The organism is Klebsiella oxytoca (assembly GCF_009707385.1).
Taxonomy (GTDB): Bacteria; Pseudomonadota; Gammaproteobacteria; order Enterobacterales; family Enterobacteriaceae; genus Klebsiella; species Klebsiella oxytoca_C.
Genome location: NZ_CP046115.1, coordinates 5325958 through 5343525, shown reverse-complemented (window position 1 = coordinate 5343525; position 17568 = coordinate 5325958). Strand labels below are relative to the sequence as shown.

16 protein-coding genes, 1 tRNA gene and 2 pseudogenes are annotated in these 17568 nt (G+C 57.0%); 11 read left to right on the top strand and 8 right to left on the bottom strand.

The window, feature by feature from the left end; translation table 11 throughout:
• Positions 1-67: 67 nt before the first annotated feature.
• The gene (locus GJ746_RS24950; protein WP_154682565.1) at positions 68-484 is read left to right on the top strand and encodes a GNAT family N-acetyltransferase; all 417 of its coding nucleotides are present in this window, start codon (positions 68-70) and stop codon (positions 482-484) included.
• 167 nt (positions 485-651) lie between these two features.
• On the opposite strand, the gene GJ746_RS24945 is transcribed toward GJ746_RS24950, so the two are convergent.
• Positions 652-1299, bottom strand: coding sequence for a TetR/AcrR family transcriptional regulator (locus GJ746_RS24945; protein ID WP_154682564.1), 648 nt, complete (start codon positions 1297-1299; stop codon positions 652-654).
• Between the two features lie 80 nt (positions 1300-1379).
• On the opposite strand from GJ746_RS24945, the gene GJ746_RS24940 reads away from it, so the two are divergent.
• A complete protein-coding gene (locus tag GJ746_RS24940) occupies positions 1380-2876 on the top strand; it encodes an MDR family MFS transporter (RefSeq protein WP_154682563.1) in 1497 nt (498 codons plus the stop codon).
• Here GJ746_RS24940 and GJ746_RS24935 read toward each other — a convergent pair.
• Complete coding sequence (locus GJ746_RS24935; protein WP_154682562.1) at positions 2873-3787, bottom strand: LysR family transcriptional regulator; 915 nt, start codon at positions 3785-3787, stop codon at positions 2873-2875. The genes GJ746_RS24940 and GJ746_RS24935 overlap by 4 nt on opposite strands.
• Before the next feature lie 102 nt (positions 3788-3889).
• On the opposite strand from GJ746_RS24935, the gene GJ746_RS24930 reads away from it, so the two are divergent.
• The 4 genes from GJ746_RS24930 to GJ746_RS24915 all read left to right on the top strand — a co-directional run bounded on the left by GJ746_RS24930 (position 3890) and on the right by GJ746_RS24915 (position 7146).
• Positions 3890-4510, top strand: coding sequence for a pyridoxamine 5'-phosphate oxidase family protein (locus GJ746_RS24930; RefSeq protein ID WP_154682561.1), 621 nt, complete (start codon positions 3890-3892; stop codon positions 4508-4510).
• 275 nt (positions 4511-4785) lie between these two features.
• The gene (locus GJ746_RS24925) at positions 4786-5256 is read left to right on the top strand and encodes a DUF1348 family protein (protein WP_112216079.1); all 471 of its coding nucleotides are present in this window, start codon (positions 4786-4788) and stop codon (positions 5254-5256) included.
• 195 nt (positions 5257-5451) lie between these two features.
• Positions 5452-6261: a lipoprotein NlpA gene (gene nlpA, locus GJ746_RS24920; protein ID WP_154682560.1), complete on the top strand. Its 810-nt coding sequence runs from the start codon at positions 5452-5454 to the stop codon at positions 6259-6261.
• A gap of 24 nt (positions 6262-6285) precedes the next feature.
• Complete coding sequence (locus GJ746_RS24915; protein WP_154682559.1) at positions 6286-7146, top strand: DMT family transporter; 861 nt, start codon at positions 6286-6288, stop codon at positions 7144-7146.
• Here the strand turns inward: GJ746_RS24915 and GJ746_RS24910 are convergent.
• Complete coding sequence (locus GJ746_RS24910; RefSeq protein ID WP_154682558.1) at positions 7138-7692, bottom strand: NUDIX domain-containing protein; 555 nt, start codon at positions 7690-7692, stop codon at positions 7138-7140. The two genes, GJ746_RS24915 and GJ746_RS24910, sit on opposite strands and share 9 nt — an antisense overlap.
• 169 nt (positions 7693-7861) lie before the next feature.
• On the opposite strand from GJ746_RS24910, the gene GJ746_RS24905 reads away from it, so the two are divergent.
• Both GJ746_RS24905 and GJ746_RS24900 read left to right on the top strand, forming a co-directional pair.
• Positions 7862-8641: an MBL fold metallo-hydrolase gene (locus tag GJ746_RS24905; protein ID WP_154682557.1), complete on the top strand. Its 780-nt coding sequence runs from the start codon at positions 7862-7864 to the stop codon at positions 8639-8641.
• Between the two features lie 14 nt (positions 8642-8655).
• Complete coding sequence (locus GJ746_RS24900) at positions 8656-9609, top strand: GlxA family transcriptional regulator (protein ID WP_154682556.1); 954 nt, start codon at positions 8656-8658, stop codon at positions 9607-9609.
• On the opposite strand, the pseudogene GJ746_RS24895 reads toward GJ746_RS24900, so the two are convergent.
• From GJ746_RS24895 to GJ746_RS24885, 3 genes and pseudogenes are all read right to left on the bottom strand, one after another.
• A pseudogene (locus GJ746_RS24895) lies at positions 9606-9788 on the bottom strand (NAD(P)-dependent alcohol dehydrogenase); the annotation flags it as partial. The gene GJ746_RS24900 and the pseudogene GJ746_RS24895 sit on opposite strands and share 4 nt — an antisense overlap.
• A 169-nt stretch (positions 9789-9957) precedes the next feature.
• Entirely contained in the window at positions 9958-10260 is a 303-nt protein-coding gene (locus GJ746_RS24890; RefSeq protein WP_154682555.1) for a putative quinol monooxygenase, read from the bottom strand.
• A 1-nt stretch (position 10261) separates the two neighbouring features.
• On the bottom strand, positions 10262-11269 hold the full coding sequence (locus tag GJ746_RS24885) for a zinc-binding alcohol dehydrogenase family protein (RefSeq protein ID WP_154682554.1): 1008 nt from the start codon (positions 11267-11269) through the stop codon (positions 10262-10264).
• Between the two features lie 521 nt (positions 11270-11790).
• Between GJ746_RS24885 and GJ746_RS24880 the strand changes: the two genes are divergently transcribed.
• Positions 11791-12987 (top strand): hypothetical protein, encoded by a 1197-nt coding sequence (locus tag GJ746_RS24880; protein WP_154682553.1) that lies wholly within the window; start codon positions 11791-11793, stop codon positions 12985-12987.
• A gap of 247 nt (positions 12988-13234) precedes the next feature.
• Here GJ746_RS24880 and GJ746_RS24875 read toward each other — a convergent pair.
• Both GJ746_RS24875 and GJ746_RS24870 read right to left on the bottom strand, forming a co-directional pair.
• Positions 13235-13322 (bottom strand): annotated as a pseudogene (locus tag GJ746_RS24875) (SymE family type I addiction module toxin); the annotation flags it as partial.
• 114 nt (positions 13323-13436) lie between these two features.
• Positions 13437-13531, bottom strand: a tRNA-Sec gene (locus GJ746_RS24870).
• 289 nt (positions 13532-13820) lie between these two features.
• Between GJ746_RS24870 and GJ746_RS24865 the strand changes: the two genes are divergently transcribed.
• Together GJ746_RS24865 and yicI are read left to right on the top strand one after the other, a co-directional pair.
• Entirely contained in the window at positions 13821-15215 is a 1395-nt protein-coding gene (locus tag GJ746_RS24865; protein ID WP_154682552.1) for a glycoside-pentoside-hexuronide family transporter, read from the top strand.
• A 13-nt stretch (positions 15216-15228) separates the two neighbouring features.
• Positions 15229-17547 carry an alpha-xylosidase gene (gene yicI, locus GJ746_RS24860; protein WP_154682551.1) on the top strand — a complete coding sequence of 773 codons (2319 nt, stop codon included), beginning with the start codon at positions 15229-15231 and terminating at the stop codon, positions 17545-17547.
• Positions 17548-17568 lie beyond the last annotated feature (21 nt).

The following is a 17568-nucleotide window of genomic DNA, read 5'->3' as shown; positions in this document are numbered from 1 at the left end:
ATGGAGAAAAAAAGGATATTTTGTGAAAGTAGTCTGGCGGATGGTCTGTGAAAAATGGAGATAATTAATGGCATTAATAATAACGAATAACATTAATCCCGCCGATCAAGAAGAGTTGCTGACGGGGCTGCGGGAATACAATCTGCGTTTTCTGGACCCGGCCGAGTTCGGCGAGCTGGGGATTTATTCACGCGATGCTGCTGGCACGATGCGCGGAGGGTTGATAGCGAAACGTAAGGGGAGCTGGCTGTGTATTGAGTATCTGTGGGTCAGCGAGGCCTCACGCGGTAGCGGACTGGGCAGCGAGCTGATGCATGAAGCGGAAAACCAGGCGCGGGAGCGCGGCTGCAGCCATATGCTGGTGGATACGTTCAGCTTTCAGGCGCTACCGTTTTATCAGAAGCTGGGTTATCAGCTACAGATGTCGTTGCCGGATTTCCCGCACGTTGGCATGCAGCGCCACTATTTATCGAAGGTATTGTAAATCTGGTCTCAGGAGACTATCCCGGAGGCCTTTCCGGGTTTCCCGATTACAGGAGGCTGTGAACCGGGTTAAATCCCCCGGATTGCGGCTGCGCCTTATCCGGGCTACTCAATCGCAGAAGGTTATAAACCTATAGCCCGGCTAAGCGCAGCGCGAGCTGGGGGGAATTAGCCGCCGATCCCATGGCCAATCAGCGCCAGCGCATGGCTGACTATCATCTGCTTGTCGACCGACTGCAGCCGCACATCGGTGTGGGTGCGGGAGAAAGGTACCAGAACAAGGCTTATCAGCGTGGTAAACAGCAGCTCCGGAGACAACGTCGGATTAAGCTTGCCTTCGTGCTGCCAGCGCCGCACCGTTTCCAGCATCTTATGGTACTTTTCATCGCCAAAACGCGCGTGCATCTGCTGGCGCAGCACCGGCATCTCGCCGATGATCTCCTGCATCCACAGCGGCGCGAACCACGCGTTTTTCTCCGCCATTGTCGCCAGGGTTTCAATAAGCTGCGTAAAAGCGGTTACCGGATCCTCGCGATGGATGACAAAAATCTGTCCAATCTCGCTGCGTAGCGGCATAAAGCGCTCCTCGATCAGCTTTTCCACCAGCGCCTCACGTGAACTGAAGTAGTAGTGCAGCATGGCGGGCGTAACCCCGGCCTCTTTAGCAATAGCGTTCAGCGAAATGCGGGCGATCCCGTGGCGGGCAAATAGCGCGAGAGCAATGTCCATCAGCTGTTCGCGGTTAGCGGGGCTGGATCTTTGTCCGCGCGGACGGCCGGGCCGACGTGGGGCTACATTGTCTTTTTGTGCTGGCATGCTGTGGCGATCCCTTGACCAGATTCATCATTTCCCTAAATATTAATTATGCATTTAATTAATTTCAAGCGAGTGATGCTATGACATCTGAAGTCGCCACCCAACCGGCGGTACCCTCGATCCGCCTGCTCTTCAGCGCCCTGCTGCTGGTGATGCTGCTCTCGGCGCTGGATCAGACTATCGTCTCCACCGCGCTGCCGACCATCGTTGGTGAACTTGGCGGTCTGGATAAGCTCTCCTGGGTGGTTACCGCCTATATCCTGAGTTCGACCATCGCGGTACCGCTGTACGGCAAATTCGGCGATTTATTCGGGCGAAAAGTCGTTCTGCAGGTGGCGATTGTGCTGTTTCTTGCTGGTTCCGTTCTTTGCGGGCTGGCGCAAAATATGACGCAGCTGGTGCTGATGCGTGGCCTGCAGGGGCTCGGCGGCGGCGGCCTGATGGTGATCAGCATGGCGGCAGTGGCTGACGTCATCCCGCCCGCGAATCGCGGCCGCTATCAGGGGTTATTCGGCGGCGTCTTTGGTCTGGCGACGGTGATCGGACCGTTAATCGGCGGTTTTCTGGTACAGCACGCCTCCTGGCGGTGGATTTTTTATATCAACCTGCCGCTGGGGCTGTTTGCGCTGCTGGTGATCGGCGCGGTTTTTCACAGCAGCAACAAGCGCAGCCAGCACCAGATCGACTGGCTGGGAGCGATTTACCTCAGCCTGGCGCTGCTGTGCATCATCCTGTTTACCTCCGAGGGCGGCAGCGTCCGCGCCTGGAGCGACCCGCAGCTGTGGTGCATTCTGGCTTTTGGTCTGGTCGGGATTATCGGTTTTATTCATGAAGAGCGGATGGCCAGTGAACCGATTATTCCGCTCTCCTTGTTTCGCAACCGCAGCTTTTTGCTGTGCAGTCTGATTGGCTTTGTGATCGGCATGGCGCTGTTTGGTTCGGTGACTTTCCTGCCGCTCTATCTGCAGGTGGTAAAAGAGGCGACGCCGACCGAGGCGGGTCTGCAGCTTATCCCGCTGATGGGCGGTCTGCTGCTGACCTCGATTATCAGCGGGCGCATTATTAGCCGGACCGGTAAGTACCGGGTATTTCCGATTATTGGCACCCTGCTGGCTGTCATTGGGATGGTGCTGCTGACGCGCATAACGATCCACTCGGCGATGTGGCAGTTGTATCTGTTTACCGGTGTACTGGGAGCGGGTCTGGGGCTGGTGATGCAGGTGCTGGTGCTGGCGGTTCAGAACGCGATGCCCGCGCAGATGTACGGCGTGGCGACCTCCGGCGTGACCCTGTTTCGCTCGATTGGCGGTTCGATTGGTGTGGCGCTGTTCGGGGCGGTTTTTACTCACGTATTGCAAAGTAACCTGCAGCGTCTGCTACCGGAGGGCGCACAGCTACCGAGGGCGTTGAACCCGGCGGCGGTGCAAAATCTCCCCGCGGAGATCCGCCTTGATTATCTTGACGCCTTTGGGTCCGCTATCCACGCGGCGTTTTTGATGGCGGCCTGTATTATGGCGGTGGCGTTTGCGCTCTCCTGGCTGCTCAAAGAAGCGCCGCTGAAAAAGAGCGCACGCTAGGCGGTGGCGGCAATACGCAGCAGGGCCCGACGCAGCTCGGGGGCGGCGAAATCGATAAATTTACGCAGCTTGAGCGGGGCCAGATCCCGGGCGGTAGAGAGCAGGTGCACCGGTGCGGGTTCCGGCTCCAACGTCTGTAAAATCAGCTTCAGTTCGCCGCAGGCCAGACCGTCTATCGCCTGGTAGTGCAGCAGGCGCGCCACGCCCGCTCCCAGCCGGGCGGCGTCGGCGGCGCTTTCGGGCGTGGTCAGCGACAGCACCGGCTGAAGCGCGACCAGGCGGTCTTCCACCTCTTCGGCGTTAAAGCGCCAGCCGCTATAAGGCATCGGCGATTCAATTTGAATTACCGGCAGCGCGGTCAGCTGCCGCGGACGTTCTGGCGTGCCGTACTTTTCCAGCAAAGATGGGTGCGCGCAGGTGACGATACGCATCTCGCCGAGGCGAGTAGCCACCATCCCGCTGTCCGGCAGCGTGCCGATACGCACCGCCAAATCAATATGATCGCCCACCAGGTCGGCATTGCGATCGCTCAGTAATAAACGAACGCGAATTTGCGGATAACGGGCGAGAAAATTCGTGACTACCGGTAGAACGTGCTGGCGGCCAAACATAATTGGCGCAGAGATCGTCAGCTCGCCTTTCGGCTCCTGATACTCACCCACCGCCCGGCGCTCGGCGTTTTCCACTTCTTCGAGAATTCGCCGCGCGGCGGCGACATAATCGACCCCGGCATCGGTCAACGTAAGCCTGCGGGTGGTACGAATCATCAGGCGCACGCCGAGCGTATTTTCCAGATCTGCAATCTGGCGGCTGACGGTGGTCAGGGGCATATTCAGCGCTCGTGCCGCCGCCGACATACTGCCGAGTTCAGCCACTTTCACCAGCAGCGCCATTGCGCTGAGTCGATCCATTATTATCCCGTTTTACGGAAAGATGATTGTCATGTAGCCACTATTATATTTTCTGTCAGCACAGTCCATGATGAATTACGCCGCAACGCATCGGGAGGACCTATGCCAGAAGATTTTCTTGATATCGCTATGACTGACGACGTGATGGCTGTCCAGCATGAAATGGGCAGTGATGAATTGTGGCAGTCGCCACATCGCCCGCGCCGAGGGTCGCGCTTCAGCGCCAGCGAAGAGGGGATGATCGCCACTCGCGATAGCTTCTATCTGGCCACTATTTCGCAAACCGGCTGGCCCTATATTCAGCATCGCGGCGGCCCGCCTGGATTTCTGCATCTGCTGGACGAAACCACGCTGGCGATGGCGGATTTTTCCGGTAATCGTCAGTACATCACCACCGGCAACCTGCGCGGTAGTGACCGGGCGTGTCTGTTTTTGATGGATTACCCGCGTCGTGCCAGGCTGAAAATCTACGCTACCGTCGAAGTTGTGGCGGCGGATGGCGATCCGCAGCTGCTGGCGCGGGTCGCGCCGGAGAACTATCGGGCCCGGATTGAGCGTATTTTTCGCTTTCATTTACAGGCTTTTGACTGGAACTGCCCCCAGCATATCACCCCGCGTTACACCGCTCAGCAGGTGGCGGAGTATAGCCAGACGCTGCAACAGCGTATTGACGATCTGGAGCGGGAAAATCAGCGCCTGCAGCAGCTTATATACCCAAAATAATTCGAGTTGCTTAAAGGCGGCAAGGGAGTGACAAATTCGTCGGGAACGAATTTGACCAGCCGAAGGCTGGCCTCCGGTGAGAGGCAGGAGCCTCTCATTAGTCCCCAGGAGCATAGATAACTATGTGACTGGGGTAAACGACAAATCTGCCGGGAGCAGATTTGAACGTCGCTTGCGACGGCCCGTGAGGGCGAAGCCCATGGATGGGCCGAGTAATCCGTAGCCAACACATAAGCAACTTGAAGTATGAAGGGTATTCATACAGGAGATTCATGATGACCGAACAACGTCCGCCTCTGCCGCCGTTTACCCGCGAGAGCGCCGCGCAAAAAGTACGTGCCGCTGAAGATGGCTGGAACAGCCGCGATGCCGGAAAGGTCGCGCTGGCTTATACCGTCGATAGCGAGTGGCGCAACCGCAGCGAGTTTGTTCATGGAAGAACGCAAATTATCGATTTCTTGCAGCGGAAATGGCGTAAAGAGCAGGAATACCGGCTGATTAAGGAGCTGTGGGCGTGGAGCGACAATCGCATTGCGGTGCGCTTTGCCTATGAGTGGCACGACGATAGCGGCAACTGGTTTCGTTCTTACGGCAATGAGAACTGGGAATTTGATGAACGGGGCCTGATGCAAACGCGCTACGCCTGCATCAACGACCTGCCGATCGCCGAAAGCGAGCGTCTGTTTCACTGGCCGCAGGGCCGTCGCCCGGACGATCACCCGGGGCTGAGCGAGCTGGGGTTGTAAATATAAAACCCTCCCCGGCTTGCGCTGCGTTCAGCCTTTCGATCGGGTAGCCCGGATAAGGCGGCAGCTGCAATCCGGGGGAAGATGATTTTATTTCCGGTTGCGGTTTTTGCGTTTAAAACCTCACCCCAAAATCGTTATAGTTTCAGAGGAAAAAATAATAACGATCTTCTATGGACTGACGGGGTGATAACCATGAAATTACGTTTACGGACAGCCGCCGCCGTGGCGCTGGTCGGCCTGCTGCTGGCAGGCTGCGACCAGAAGGGCAGCGATGCGAAACACATTAAAGTCGGCGTCATTAACGGCGCGGAACAGGATGTGGCGGAAGTGGCGAAAAAAGTGGCCAAAGAGAAATATGGCCTCGATGTCGAGCTGGTAGGCTTTAGCGGCTCGCTGCTGCCGAATGAATCCACCAATGCCGGAGATCTGGACGCCAACGTCTTCCAGCATCGCCCGTTTCTCGAACAGGATAATAAAGCCCACAACTATCACCTGGTGGCGGTGGGCAATACCTTCGTCTTCCCGATGGCGGGCTACTCGCGCAAAATTAAATCCGTCACTGAGCTGAAAGACGGCGCGACCATCGCCATTCCTAACGACCCGACCAATCTGGGACGCGCGCTGCTTCTGCTCCAGCAGGAGAAGCTGATTACCCTCAAAGCGGGAACCGGCCTGCTGCCGACGGCGGTCGATATCACCGACAACCCGCATAACCTGAAGATTATGGAGCTGGAAGGCGCACAGCTGCCGCGCGTTATCGACGACCCGAAAGTCGACGTGGCGATCATCAGCACCACCTATCTCCAGCAAACCGGTCTTTCGCCGGTGCGCGACGGTATCTTTATTGAAGATAAAAACTCGCCGTATGTGAACATCATCGTGACCCGCGAAGACAACAAAGATGCGGAAAACGTGAAAGAGTTTATCCAGTCCTACCAGTCGCCGGAGGTGGCGAAGGCGGCAGAGACTATCTTTAACGGCGGCGCGGTACCTGGCTGGTAATCACTCACACAAGGAGAGGTGGCGATGACCCGGCAACGCCAGGCAGATTTACTGCTCATAGCCGCGACAGTTATCGCCGCCTGCGGATGGATTTTTTCCCGAGAAGCGATTGCCGGTATGCCGGTTTTCGCCTTCCTCGGGCTGCGCTTTTTCTTCGCCGCGCTGCTGCTGCTGCCATTCTGCCGCGGCTTTCGCGTAGAGAAGCAACACTGGCCGCGCATGATTATCAGCGGCCTGTGGTTTGCACTAAACCTGTGCCTGTGGATCTACTCGGTATCGACCACCCCATCGCTGGGCGAAGGGGCGTTCATCATGAGCCTGTCGATGCTGTTCGTGCCGATTACCGCGTGGGTGATGATGAAAGCGCGTCCGGCGCGAGCCTACTGGGAGTGCCTGCCGATTGCGGTTGTCGGTCTGGGCTTACTCAGCCTGCATATGCCGATTGAGTTTCACCCCAGCCAGGGCTGGTTTCTGCTGACCGCGCTGGTACAGTCGATCTGGTTTTGCTACACCAGCAAAAGCGCCCGCGAGGTGCCGCTGATCCCGCTGACTACCGTGCAGCTCGGCATCACCGGGCTTGTTGGACTGGCTATTTCCGCCGCCTTTGAGACCTGGGATCGGCCGTTTACCCTGCCGACCTTCGGCTGGCTGCTCGCCAGTATCGTTATTGCCACCAGCCTGCGCTTCGGCCTGCAAATGAAGGGGCAGAAGTACGCGGCGGTCGCCAGCGCGGCGATTATTATGGTGCTGGAGCCGCTGCTGACGGTGATCGCCGCGGCGCTATGGTACGGCGAACAGCTGCCGCTGCAGAAAATTATCGGCGGCCTGCTGATCCTCGTCGCTCAGCTGTGGTTCCGCTGGCGAATGCTGAAGCCGCTACGCTAAACCGGTGCGCCGCTGCGCCATCAGATGCAGCAGCGGCACCAGCGATAGCCCGTCCGGCATCTCACCGCGGGCGATCAGCTGGCCTATTTCTTCAAGGGTAAACCAGCCGGTTTCCATCACCTCATCCTGATTTTCATCCATCCCTACATAGCTTAAATCGCTGGCCAGCCAGGTGATAAATAGCTGGTCGCTGCTGCCGTAGGAGGGGTTATAGCGGAGAATCTCTTCGGCGTGCTGCGCTTGCCAGCCGGTCTCTTCCCGTAGCTCGCGCAGGGCCGCCTCATGCGGATCTTCGCCTTCATCGACGCCGCCTGAAGGAATCGCCCACACGACCTGGTCTATCAGGTAGCGGTAGTGGCGAATCAGCAGCACTTTGTCATTCTGCATCGCCACAATCCCTACCGCCGGGCGCGGGTAGTGAATGGAGTAAAAATCCCGCCGATCGCCGGGAGCCATATCAATCCCGATCTTGCGCATGCTGAACCACGGGGTATGCGCCAGAACTTCGGCATCGTGCATATCGGCGGCGGTTAGTTTTTTCTTCATCGTAGCCACTGTTTCTGAAAGTTGAGCGTTCAGCACACCATAGCCGGAAATAGATGGCAACCGCCAAAGATTGGCCCAATCTCATCGAACATTGCCCGGAAGCCCATATTGCGCCAGGCTTGTGCCAGCTACGATGTTCGCAAAATGACCGCGAAGAGGTATGAATACCATGAAAATCACTCACGTTCGCAATGCCACCCAGCTTATTGAATATGCAGGTAAAAAGTTTCTGATTGACCCGATGCTTTCTGCGAAAGGCGCCTGGGCGGGCTTTGCCGGTACCGCGCGCAGTGAGCTGCGTAACCCGCTGGTGGCGTTGCCTTTTGCCGTTGAAGAGATCGTTGACGTGGATGCCGTTATCGTCACCCACACTCATCAGGATCACTGGGACGAGGCGGCGATCGCCGCGATCCCCAAAACCCTGCCGGTTTACGTCCAGCATGAGGCCGACGCTCAGCTGCTGCGCGGTCAGGGGTTTAGCGATATTCGTTTGCTCTCTGAGCGCAGCGCGTTTGCCGATATTTCACTGCTGAAAACCAGCTCAGGCCAGCACGGCAGCGACCGTACTTACGCAGTGCTGGCAATGGCAGAGCGTCTGGGCGAAGCCTGCGGCGTGGTGTTACGTCATCCGCAGGAGAAAACCCTGTGGCTGGTGGGAGACACCATCTGGCGCGATGAAGTGGAAGCCGACATGCTCAGGCTGCGCCCTGACGTGGTGGTACTGAATGTCGGATATGCGCACGTCATCGGTTTTGGGCCGATCATCATGGGCAAAGAGGATGTGCTGAAGGCGCGCTTCACCCTGCCGGAAGCCAAAATCGTCGCCAGCCATATGGAAGCGGTGAACCACTGTCTGCTGAGCCGCGATGAGCTGCGCCAGTACGTGGTTGACAATCAGATTGCCGATGCGGTCAGCATCCCGCAGGATGGGGAAAGTATGATCTTTTAAAAGCGGAGCGGGCGATGAAACTGACGGAAGTGGCAATTGTGGCGGTGGACGGATTTAGCCCGTTTCACTACTCGGTGCCCTGTATGCTGTTTGGCGATACGGTCTCGGAAACCAAACGCTTTAATCTGCAGATTTGCGCTGAACGGCCCGGGCTGCTGAGCGCCCGCGACGGCTTCGCGCTGAACGCCAGCGGCGATTTTTCCGCTCTTGAACAGGCGGATATCGTGGTGGTGCCTTACTGGGGGGCGGTGAATCAGCGTCCACCGCAGTCGCTGCTCGACGGTCTGGTTCGCGCGCGCAACAACGGCGCGCAAATCGTCGGCCTGTGCCTCGGGGCGTTTGTGCTGGGCTACGCCGGGCTGCTTGAGGACAGGCGCGCGGCAACCCACTGGGAGTTTGAGCAGGATTTTCAGCGACTGTTTCCGCAGGTGCGGCTGGATATCAACGCGCTGTACGTTGACGATGAGGGAGTTATCACCTCTGCGGGGACCGCAGCGGCGCTCGACTGCTGCCTGTATATCATTCGCCAGCGCTTCGGCAGCCTTGCCGCCAATCAGATCGCCCGGCGGATGATCGTTCCGCCGCACCGGGAGGGAGGACAGGCGCAGTTTATCGCCCAGCCGGTGCCGAAAAACACCCGCGACGCGCGGATAAATGGCCTGCTTGAGTATCTCCAGCAGCATATCCGCGAATCGCATAATCTGGATTCTCTGGCACAGGTGGCGGCGATGAGCCGCCGCACACTCACTCGCCATTTCGCGAAAGCGACCGGTATGGGCATCGTCGACTGGCTGGCCGCCGAGCGCCTGCGGCGTAGCCAGATCCTGCTGGAGGCCGGGGATTTACCTGTCGGGCAGGTGGCGGAGGAAGTGGGCTATCGCTCCGCCGTGACCTGGCGCCAACAGTTTAAAGCGCGCTTTGGCGTCAGCCCGGCGGAGTGGCGGCGTACCTTTCGCCGCAGGGCTTAACCGCCGAGAGTGGCGCTGTCGATGACGAAGCGGTATTTCACGTCGCCTTTAATCATCCGCTCCCAGGCCTCGTTAATCTGGTCGCCGCGAATCAGCTCAATATCGACGACGATACCGTGCCCGGCGCAAAAATCGAGCATCTCCTGAGTTTCCGGGATACCACCGATCATCGACCCGGCTCGCGGCGGGTGATGGCCATAGACCCCAGCGGCTGGCCGGCCGAGTTCGTTCCAGTAGCGTTAATCTGCATAGCAAACCTCTTCTGCATAACGGCGCTGAATAAGACGGAGGGGGAGAGCTCAAAGGGTTAAAGATTGGCTCCTCCCCGCAAACGGAATGCAGAAAATATCAGGGCTCGACGGGCGTCAGATAATCCAGCCGCAGCGGCCCGGCAAGCAGGCTATCCATCTGCGCAATAAATTCCTGGAAGTGCGGCAGGGCGATATGCGCGTCCAGCGCTTCCTGATTGCGCCAGGATTCGCGCATATAGAACGTATCCGGCGCATCGCGCAGCTGAAACAGGGCGTAATCGAGGTTGCCCGGCTCCTGACGCGTCGGCAGCAGCAGCGCCTGTAGTGCCTGGCGCAGCGCTTTCGTTTGGCCCGGTTTCGCCGTCAGCACCGCGATAATCGAGATCGCTTCGTTGCTCATCTTAAAAGCCCTCCAGCACGATTTTGCCCACCGAACGCCCGGTTTCCAGCTGCGCGTGCGCTTTTTGTAGGTTGGCGGCAGTGATGGCGCCGTAGTGCTCGCCGAGGGTGGTCTTAATGGTTTTATCGTCAATCAGCGCCGCCACGCGGGCCAGCAGCTGATGCTGGGCAATCATATCCGGTGTTTCGAACATCGAGCGGGTAAACATAAACTCCCAGTGCAGAGAAATGCTTTTCGCCTTCAGCGGTACTACGTCGAGGGATTCGGGATCGTCGATCAGCGCCAGCCTGCCCTGCGGTGCGAGCGCGGCGATCAGCTGCGGATAGTGCTGGCTGGTATTGGTCAGGCTAGCGACGTGGGTCACGGCTTTGACGCCAATCCGCGCCAGCTCGTCGGCGAGCGGTTTACTGTGATCGATAACATGGTGCGCGCCCGCTTCCTGCACCCATTGCTGGCTTTCCGGACGCGAGGCGGTACCAATGACCGTCAGACCGGTCAGCCTGCTGGCGAGCTGGGTCAGAATCGAACCGACGCCGCCCGCCGCGCCGACGATCAGCAGCGTGTCGCCCGCGTTACCGCCTTCCTGTACGCCAAGACGGTGGAACAGCAGCTCCCAGGCGGTAATGGCGGTGAGCGGCAGCGCGGCGGCGGAAGCATTATCCAGCGAACGCGGCTTAAGGGCCACGATACGCTCATCCACCAGCTGGAATTCGCTGTTGCTACCGGGACGGCCCAGCGCTCCGGCGTACCACACTTCATCTCCCGGAGCGAACAGGGTCACTGCGCTGCCGACGGCTTTGACCACGCCCACCGCGTCCCAGCCCAGCACGCGCGGGGTATCGGCGTTAAACCCGGCTCGAACTTTAGTATCTACCGGGTTGACGGAAATGGCCTTCACTTCAACCAACAGATCGTGTCCCTCGGCAACCGGCTGTGGCAGCTCGATGTCGGTTAAAAAAGGAATATTGCTGCCTTCTGCCGCCGCGCGGGTAATGGCGATCGCTTTCATACACTCTCCGGTTTTGAATGAGGTTCATCGTTTGAATGTATTGAGCATAGACCGCTGCACCCCGGGGAGAAATGGCTTGATGGCGATAACAGTTATATTAAAAAAGTGAAAATCGCGCATTGCGCCGCTCTGTACACGCTGGTCGGGCAGGTAAGTCCGATTGAGAAATGGGGGGGTTGGAAAGACCACAGGTACCCGCAAATGCATTAAAACTCACGATGTTATTCTTTTTCTTAAATAACGTCTCATATATGAGAATATTTCTCTCGCTGTACCGAAAATATCAATATGTTAATCGTTGAATAATAATATTGAGTTATAGCTCAAAGTTTATGCCTTGACTCCCGACATCCTGCGTGCGATTTTTCCTCTATCAAATAATAAACAGAGTTTCATATTTGAAACGAAAATATAAACATCGCGCTATTTAACCGAGAGTTTCATTACTGAAACAAAATAATAATTCGATATTAATCGGCGGACTTCCATCGCTTATTAAATTGTAAAGTGAGGCATGTGCTATGCGTAAATTTTTTCTCCCGCTGCTGCTGGCAGTCGGCTCCAGCGGAGTGGCGCTGGCGGAAGCGGGTAAGCCGTTCCCCCATATTGGCTGGCGCAGTGCTGACAATCTCGCCGGACTGGATTTCGGCGGTGCGCTACGGGCTAATTACCGCTATGAAGACTGGAAGGGAAGTAATTACCGTAACCCGCCGCATCTGCGTTTTGATACGTTTCGTATCGATAGTAGCGGTTTTTATAATAACTATTTCTTCGACGCTGGATTTTGGTTCCAGGATCACCATAAATATGCTATCGATCGCGCTTATGTGGGCTATCGTTTCGATAATAATAATAATATCCAGCTGGGCATCCCGGGTAAACCTTTCGGTCTTGAGCCTTATCCGCAATTTGGCTGGTCTTACGGTATTCCGTTTTATTTAGGATTTGGCGTTAGCGCCGGTAGCGGTATTAACTATCAATATCATGATAATAACTGGACGCTGGATGTGGCCTATTTCCCCTGGATGGAACCGGAGAATTTACGCTATGCGCCGGACGTTGGAGATTACGATCGGCTAAAAAACACCATCTATCCCACACAGCATCAGCAGCACAATGAAAAGCGCGATCAGGTGAATGTACGAATTGCGCGTAATTTCCACGGCGGCGGCTGGAACAACGAGCTGGGTGGTTCGCTGGCGCTGGCGCGGCTGCATAACCGTGAGACCGACGACGACGGCACCTTCTGGGCGGCGGGCGTGCACGGGATGCTGCACAACGGGCCATGGCAGCTTACTTCGCAGCTGATTCGCTACCAGTACGATCCGAAGAACCCGGCGGGCGTTAGCGACGACGCTATTCTGATGGGCGGCAATGGTCTGACGCCTGCTTACATGATACCGGCTAAAGCCACCACCGGGTCGCTCAACCTTGCCCGAGATGTGGACGTGAAGTGGGGAGGCGTGTCGAAGCTGCGTTTTTACAACGATTATAGCGTGCTGTGGAAAGACAAAAGCGGATGGAGTAATTCACAGATGAACACCCTTGGCGTACAGGTATTTGCGCTGCCGGTGATGTTCTGGGTCGATCTCAGCTGGGCAAAGAACGTCAACCCGTGGGGCGGCGCGCTAAACTCCACCGGCTGGACCAGCACCCAGTCCGAGGGCAGCGGAAAATGGTATTTCCGCACTAACGTCAATATTGGTTATTACTTCTGATGGGGGGCTGGACCCGCGTTCCGGGAATCTCTCAGCAATTTTAATGCTACAAACGATAGCCGTTTTAATAGCCACTGGCGCGGCGGTAGCCTGGAGAGGACGTTTTCCCGGCCTGCGCTGCGCCTGGCAGGGCTTGCCTGGTAATCTGGCGTCAGACCGGGCAGATGAAGCACGCTGTTGACGCTTGTAAAGGATTGCTGAATTTGCAGTAATTCCGCTTTAAGCATCTCTTCCTTATCGCTCTGCGGCAGCAGCACAATACAGCCATTCATTACCTTAACCGTGAAGCGTTTTCCGGTATCGAACCCCGCTGCACGTAACCACTTGCCGGAAAGGGTGAGTCTTGCGAGCTGGTTCAAAGAACTGGCGAGAAGCGCGCTGAGAGCAAAAGGCATTGAACCGAAAGGCTGATTTTCTGGATAAGTTCACATGGATAAAAATGATTGAACTGGCGGAAGATCACAGGAGTTGAACCTGCCCGGGACCGCTGGCGGCCCCAACTGGATTTGAAGTCCAGCCACCTCACCGGAGATGACGATCTTCCGCGCCTCGATTGCTACATGGAGGCGGGCGCATTATAGCTACTTTCCTGCATTAACCACATACCCCAACGCACTTTTTTACTGTTAAAACTGGACTTTACAGAACCTTCTTAAACAATTCCTTGCAAAATCCGTGGCTTACACTTTCACACACTCTTCTGACCACCGGGATCACATAAAACAAGAAACGTAATTTGAATATGAGATATCGCAATTCCTCTTACGGCGCGGATAGTTTACAAAAGCTGTAACCGGTACCAGCCAGCGTCAGCGTTGAGAGAAGGGTGTGTTATGCAAGATCATATTTTGTCCGTCAAAGAGAAGATTGGTTACGGCATGGGCGATGCCGCAAGCCACATCATTTTCGATAACGTAATGTTGTATATGATGTTTTTCTATACCGACATTTTTGGTATCCCTGCCGGCTATGTCGGCACCATGTTCCTGCTGGCCCGCGCGCTGGATGCGATATCCGATCCATGCATGGGGCTACTGGCCGACCGTACCCGCAGCCGCTGGGGAAAATTCCGTCCGTGGATCCTGTTTGGTGCAATTCCTTTCGGGCTCGTCTGCGTGCTGGCCTACAGCTCGCCGGACCTGAGCCATAACGGCAAGCTGATTTACGCCGCGGTCACCTACACCCTGCTGACCCTGCTCTATACCGTGGTCAATATCCCGTACTGCGCGCTGGGCGGGGTCATCACCGACAACCCAACGCAGCGCATTTCCCTGCAGTCCTGGCGCTTTGTGCTGGCGACGGCGGGCGGCATGCTCTCTACCGTTCTGATGATGCCGTTGGTGAATTTTATCGGCGGCGAAGACAAAGCCTTTGGCTTCCAGGGCGGCATCGCGGTGCTCTCGGTGGTTGCGTTCCTGATGCTGGCGTTTTGCTTCTTCACCACTAAAGAGCGCGTCGAAGCCCCGCCGGGCACCACCTCGATGCGGGAAGACCTGCGTGATATCTGGCGTAACGATCAGTGGCGTGTGGTTGGTCTGCTGACCATACTCAACATTCTCGCGGTCTGCGTTCGCGGCGGCGCGATGATGTACTACACCACCTGGATCATGGGATCCGCTGGTCTGTTCACCGCCTTCCTCACCACCTACTGCGTCGGCAACCTGATTGGCTCGGCGCTGGCGAAGCCGCTTACCGACTGGAAATGCAAAGTCAGCGTTTTCTGGTGGACCAACGCTATCCTGGCGGCGCTGAGCGTGGCGATGTTCTTCGTGCCGATGGACGCCGAAATCACCATGTTCGCCTTTATCTTCGTAATTGGCGTGCTGCATCAGCTGGTGACGCCGATTCAGTGGGTGATGATGTCCGACACCGTCGACTATGGCGAATGGTGCAACGGCAAGCGCCTGACCGGTATTAGCTTTGCGGGCACCCTGTTCGTGCTCAAGCTGGGGCTGGCGCTGGGCGGCGCGCTGATTGGCTGGATGCTGGCGGGTGGCGGTTACGATGCCGCGGCCAAAGCCCAGAACAGCGTCACCATCACCATCATTATTTCACTATTCACCCTCGCTCCGGCGGTTTGTTACCTGCTGAGCGCAGTTATTGCGAAACGCTACTACACCCTGAAAACGCCGTTCCTGAAAAAGATGATGGCGGAACTGGCTCAGGGCGCGCGTCGCAACGAACACGACTTCACTTCAGCGCCGACAGGCAAAGAATTGCAAAACTAAGAGGAAGCTATTCATGAAAATCAGTGATGGAAACTGGCTTATTCAACCAGGGCTCAATCTGATCCAACCCGTGCAGGTCTATGAGGTTGAGCAGCAGGGTAACGAAATGGTGGTCTATGTGGCGTCTCGCGAAGTTCGTGAACGCGCCGCCCAGCTGGACGTTCCGCTATTTACCGTGCGCTTTTTCTCCCCGCAGGAAGGGGTGATCGGCGTACGCATGGAGCACTTCCAGGGCGCGTTGAACAACGGCCCGCATTACCCGCTGAACGTGCTGAAAGATGTGAACGTTGAAATTAACAACGGCGCTGAGTTTGCCGAACTGAAGAGCGGTAATCTGACCGCGCGCGTGACTAAAGGCGATTTCTGGTCGCTGGATTTCCTGCGCGACGGCGTGCGTATTACCGGCAGCCAGCTGAAAAACGACGGCTACGTTCAGGATACGAAAACGCATCGCAACTATATGTTCGAGCGTCTGGATCTCGGCGTCGGCGACACCGTTTACGGCCTTGGTGAGCGCTTTACCGCGCTGGTGCGTAACGGTCAGACGGTGGAAACCTGGAACGAAGACGGCGGTACCAGTACCGAGCAGTCGTATAAAAATATCCCGTTCTACCTGACCAACCGCGGCTACGGCGTGCTGGTGAATCATCCTGAGCGCGTCTCTTTCGAAATCGGCTCCGAGAAAGTCTCGAAGGTACAGTTCAGCGTCGAAGGTGAACACCTCGAGTACTTCGTCATTGACGGTCCGACCCCGAAAGAGGTGCTGAACCGTTATACCCGGTTTACCGGGCGCCCGGCGCTGCCGCCAGCCTGGTCTTTCGGCCTGTGGCTGACCACCTCGTTCACCACCAACTACGATGAAGCGACGGTTAACAGCTTTATTGACGGTATGGCAGAGCGCAACCTGCCGTTGCACGTGTTCCACTTCGACTGCTTCTGGATGAAGGCCTTCCAGTGGTGCGATTTTGAGTGGGATCCGGTCACGTTCCCTGACCCGGAAGGCATGATTAAGCGCCTGAAAGACAAAGGTCTGAAGGTCTGTGTGTGGATCAACCCGTATATCGGCCAGCGTTCGCCGGTATTTAAAGAACTGCAGGAGAAAGGCTATCTGCTGAAACGTCCTGACGGTTCGCTGTGGCAGTGGGATAAATGGCAGCCGGGACTGGCGATTTATGACTTCACTAATCCGCAAGCCTGCCAGTGGTACGCCGACAAGCTGAAAGGCCTGGTGGCAATGGGCGTTGACTGTTTCAAGACCGACTTCGGCGAGCGTATTCCGACCGACGTGCGGTGGTTTGATGGCTCCGACCCGCAGAAAATGCACAACCACTACGCCTTCATCTATAACGAGCTGGTGTGGAATGTGCTGAAAGAGACCGTCGGCGAGAAAGAGGCGGTGCTGTTCGCCCGTTCCGCCTCGGTGGGTGCGCAGCAGTTCCCGGTTCACTGGGGCGGCGACTGCTACGCCAACTACGAATCGATGGCGGAAAGTCTGCGCGGCGGTCTGTCGATCGGCATGTCCGGCTTTGGGTTCTGGAGCCACGATATCGGCGGCTTCGAAAATACCGCGCCCGCTCATGTCTACAAGCGCTGGTGTGCCTTCGGCCTGCTGTCGAGCCATAGTCGTCTGCACGGCAGCAAATCCTATCGCGTGCCGTGGGCCTACGATGACGAGTCCTGCGACGTGGTGCGCCACTTCACGCAGCTGAAATGCCGCATGATGCCGTATCTGTACCGTCAGGCGGCGCTGGCCAGTGAGTTCGGTACGCCGATGCTGCGTTCGATGATTCTGGAGTTCCCGCACGACCCGGCCTGCGACTATCTGGATCGGCAGTACATGCTGGGGGATTCTGTTCTGGTGGCGCCGGTGTTTAGCGAAGCGGGCGATGTGCAGTTCTGGCTGCCGGAAGGGCGCTGGACCCATCTGTGGCGCAATGACGAAGCGCAGGGCAGCCGCTGGCATAAGCAGAATCACGATGTGATGAGCCTGCCGGTGTACGTGCGTGATAACACCCTGCTGGCGCTGGGCAACAACGATCAGAAACCGGACTACGCGTGGAATGAAGGTACCGCCTTCCAGCTGTTTAATCTCGAAGATGGGCGCGAAGCGGTCAGCCAGGTGCCGGCAGCGGACGGGTCGGTGGTCTTTACCCTGAAGGCGAAACGCCAGGGCAGCGTCATCACCGTCAGCGGCGATGGCGAGGCCAGCGGCTGGACGCTATGCCTGCGCAATATTCCGCAGATTGCGGGCGTGCAGGGCGGCGCTCAGGCGGGCAGCGAGCTCGGTGTAGTGATCAGCGCGCAGGGCAATGCGCTGACGATTACGCTGTAAACGTTTAGTCATCCGGCAAGA

What these genes read in the sequence shown, in the direction of transcription:
- GJ746_RS24950 (WP_154682565.1), top strand. Translation starts at nt 68, where the DNA reads ATGGCATTAATAATAACGAATAACATTAATCCCGCCGATCAAGAAGAG.
- GJ746_RS24945 (WP_154682564.1), bottom strand. Translation starts at nt 1,299, where the DNA reads ATGCCAGCACAAAAAGACAATGTAGCCCCACGTCGGCCCGGCCGTCCG.
- GJ746_RS24940 (WP_154682563.1), top strand. Translation starts at nt 1,380, where the DNA reads ATGACATCTGAAGTCGCCACCCAACCGGCGGTACCCTCGATCCGCCTG.
- GJ746_RS24935 (WP_154682562.1), bottom strand. Translation starts at nt 3,787, where the DNA reads ATGGATCGACTCAGCGCAATGGCGCTGCTGGTGAAAGTGGCTGAACTC.
- GJ746_RS24930 (WP_154682561.1), top strand. Translation starts at nt 3,890, where the DNA reads ATGCCAGAAGATTTTCTTGATATCGCTATGACTGACGACGTGATGGCT.
- GJ746_RS24925 (WP_112216079.1), top strand. Translation starts at nt 4,786, where the DNA reads ATGACCGAACAACGTCCGCCTCTGCCGCCGTTTACCCGCGAGAGCGCC.
- nlpA (WP_154682560.1), top strand. Translation starts at nt 5,452, where the DNA reads ATGAAATTACGTTTACGGACAGCCGCCGCCGTGGCGCTGGTCGGCCTG.
- GJ746_RS24915 (WP_154682559.1), top strand. Translation starts at nt 6,286, where the DNA reads ATGACCCGGCAACGCCAGGCAGATTTACTGCTCATAGCCGCGACAGTT.
- GJ746_RS24910 (WP_154682558.1), bottom strand. Translation starts at nt 7,692, where the DNA reads ATGAAGAAAAAACTAACCGCCGCCGATATGCACGATGCCGAAGTTCTG.
- GJ746_RS24905 (WP_154682557.1), top strand. Translation starts at nt 7,862, where the DNA reads ATGAAAATCACTCACGTTCGCAATGCCACCCAGCTTATTGAATATGCA.
- GJ746_RS24900 (WP_154682556.1), top strand. Translation starts at nt 8,656, where the DNA reads ATGAAACTGACGGAAGTGGCAATTGTGGCGGTGGACGGATTTAGCCCG.
- GJ746_RS24890 (WP_154682555.1), bottom strand. Translation starts at nt 10,260, where the DNA reads ATGAGCAACGAAGCGATCTCGATTATCGCGGTGCTGACGGCGAAACCG.
- GJ746_RS24885 (WP_154682554.1), bottom strand. Translation starts at nt 11,269, where the DNA reads ATGAAAGCGATCGCCATTACCCGCGCGGCGGCAGAAGGCAGCAATATT.
- GJ746_RS24880 (WP_154682553.1), top strand. Translation starts at nt 11,791, where the DNA reads ATGCGTAAATTTTTTCTCCCGCTGCTGCTGGCAGTCGGCTCCAGCGGA.
- GJ746_RS24865 (WP_154682552.1), top strand. Translation starts at nt 13,821, where the DNA reads ATGCAAGATCATATTTTGTCCGTCAAAGAGAAGATTGGTTACGGCATG.
- yicI (WP_154682551.1), top strand. Translation starts at nt 15,229, where the DNA reads ATGAAAATCAGTGATGGAAACTGGCTTATTCAACCAGGGCTCAATCTG.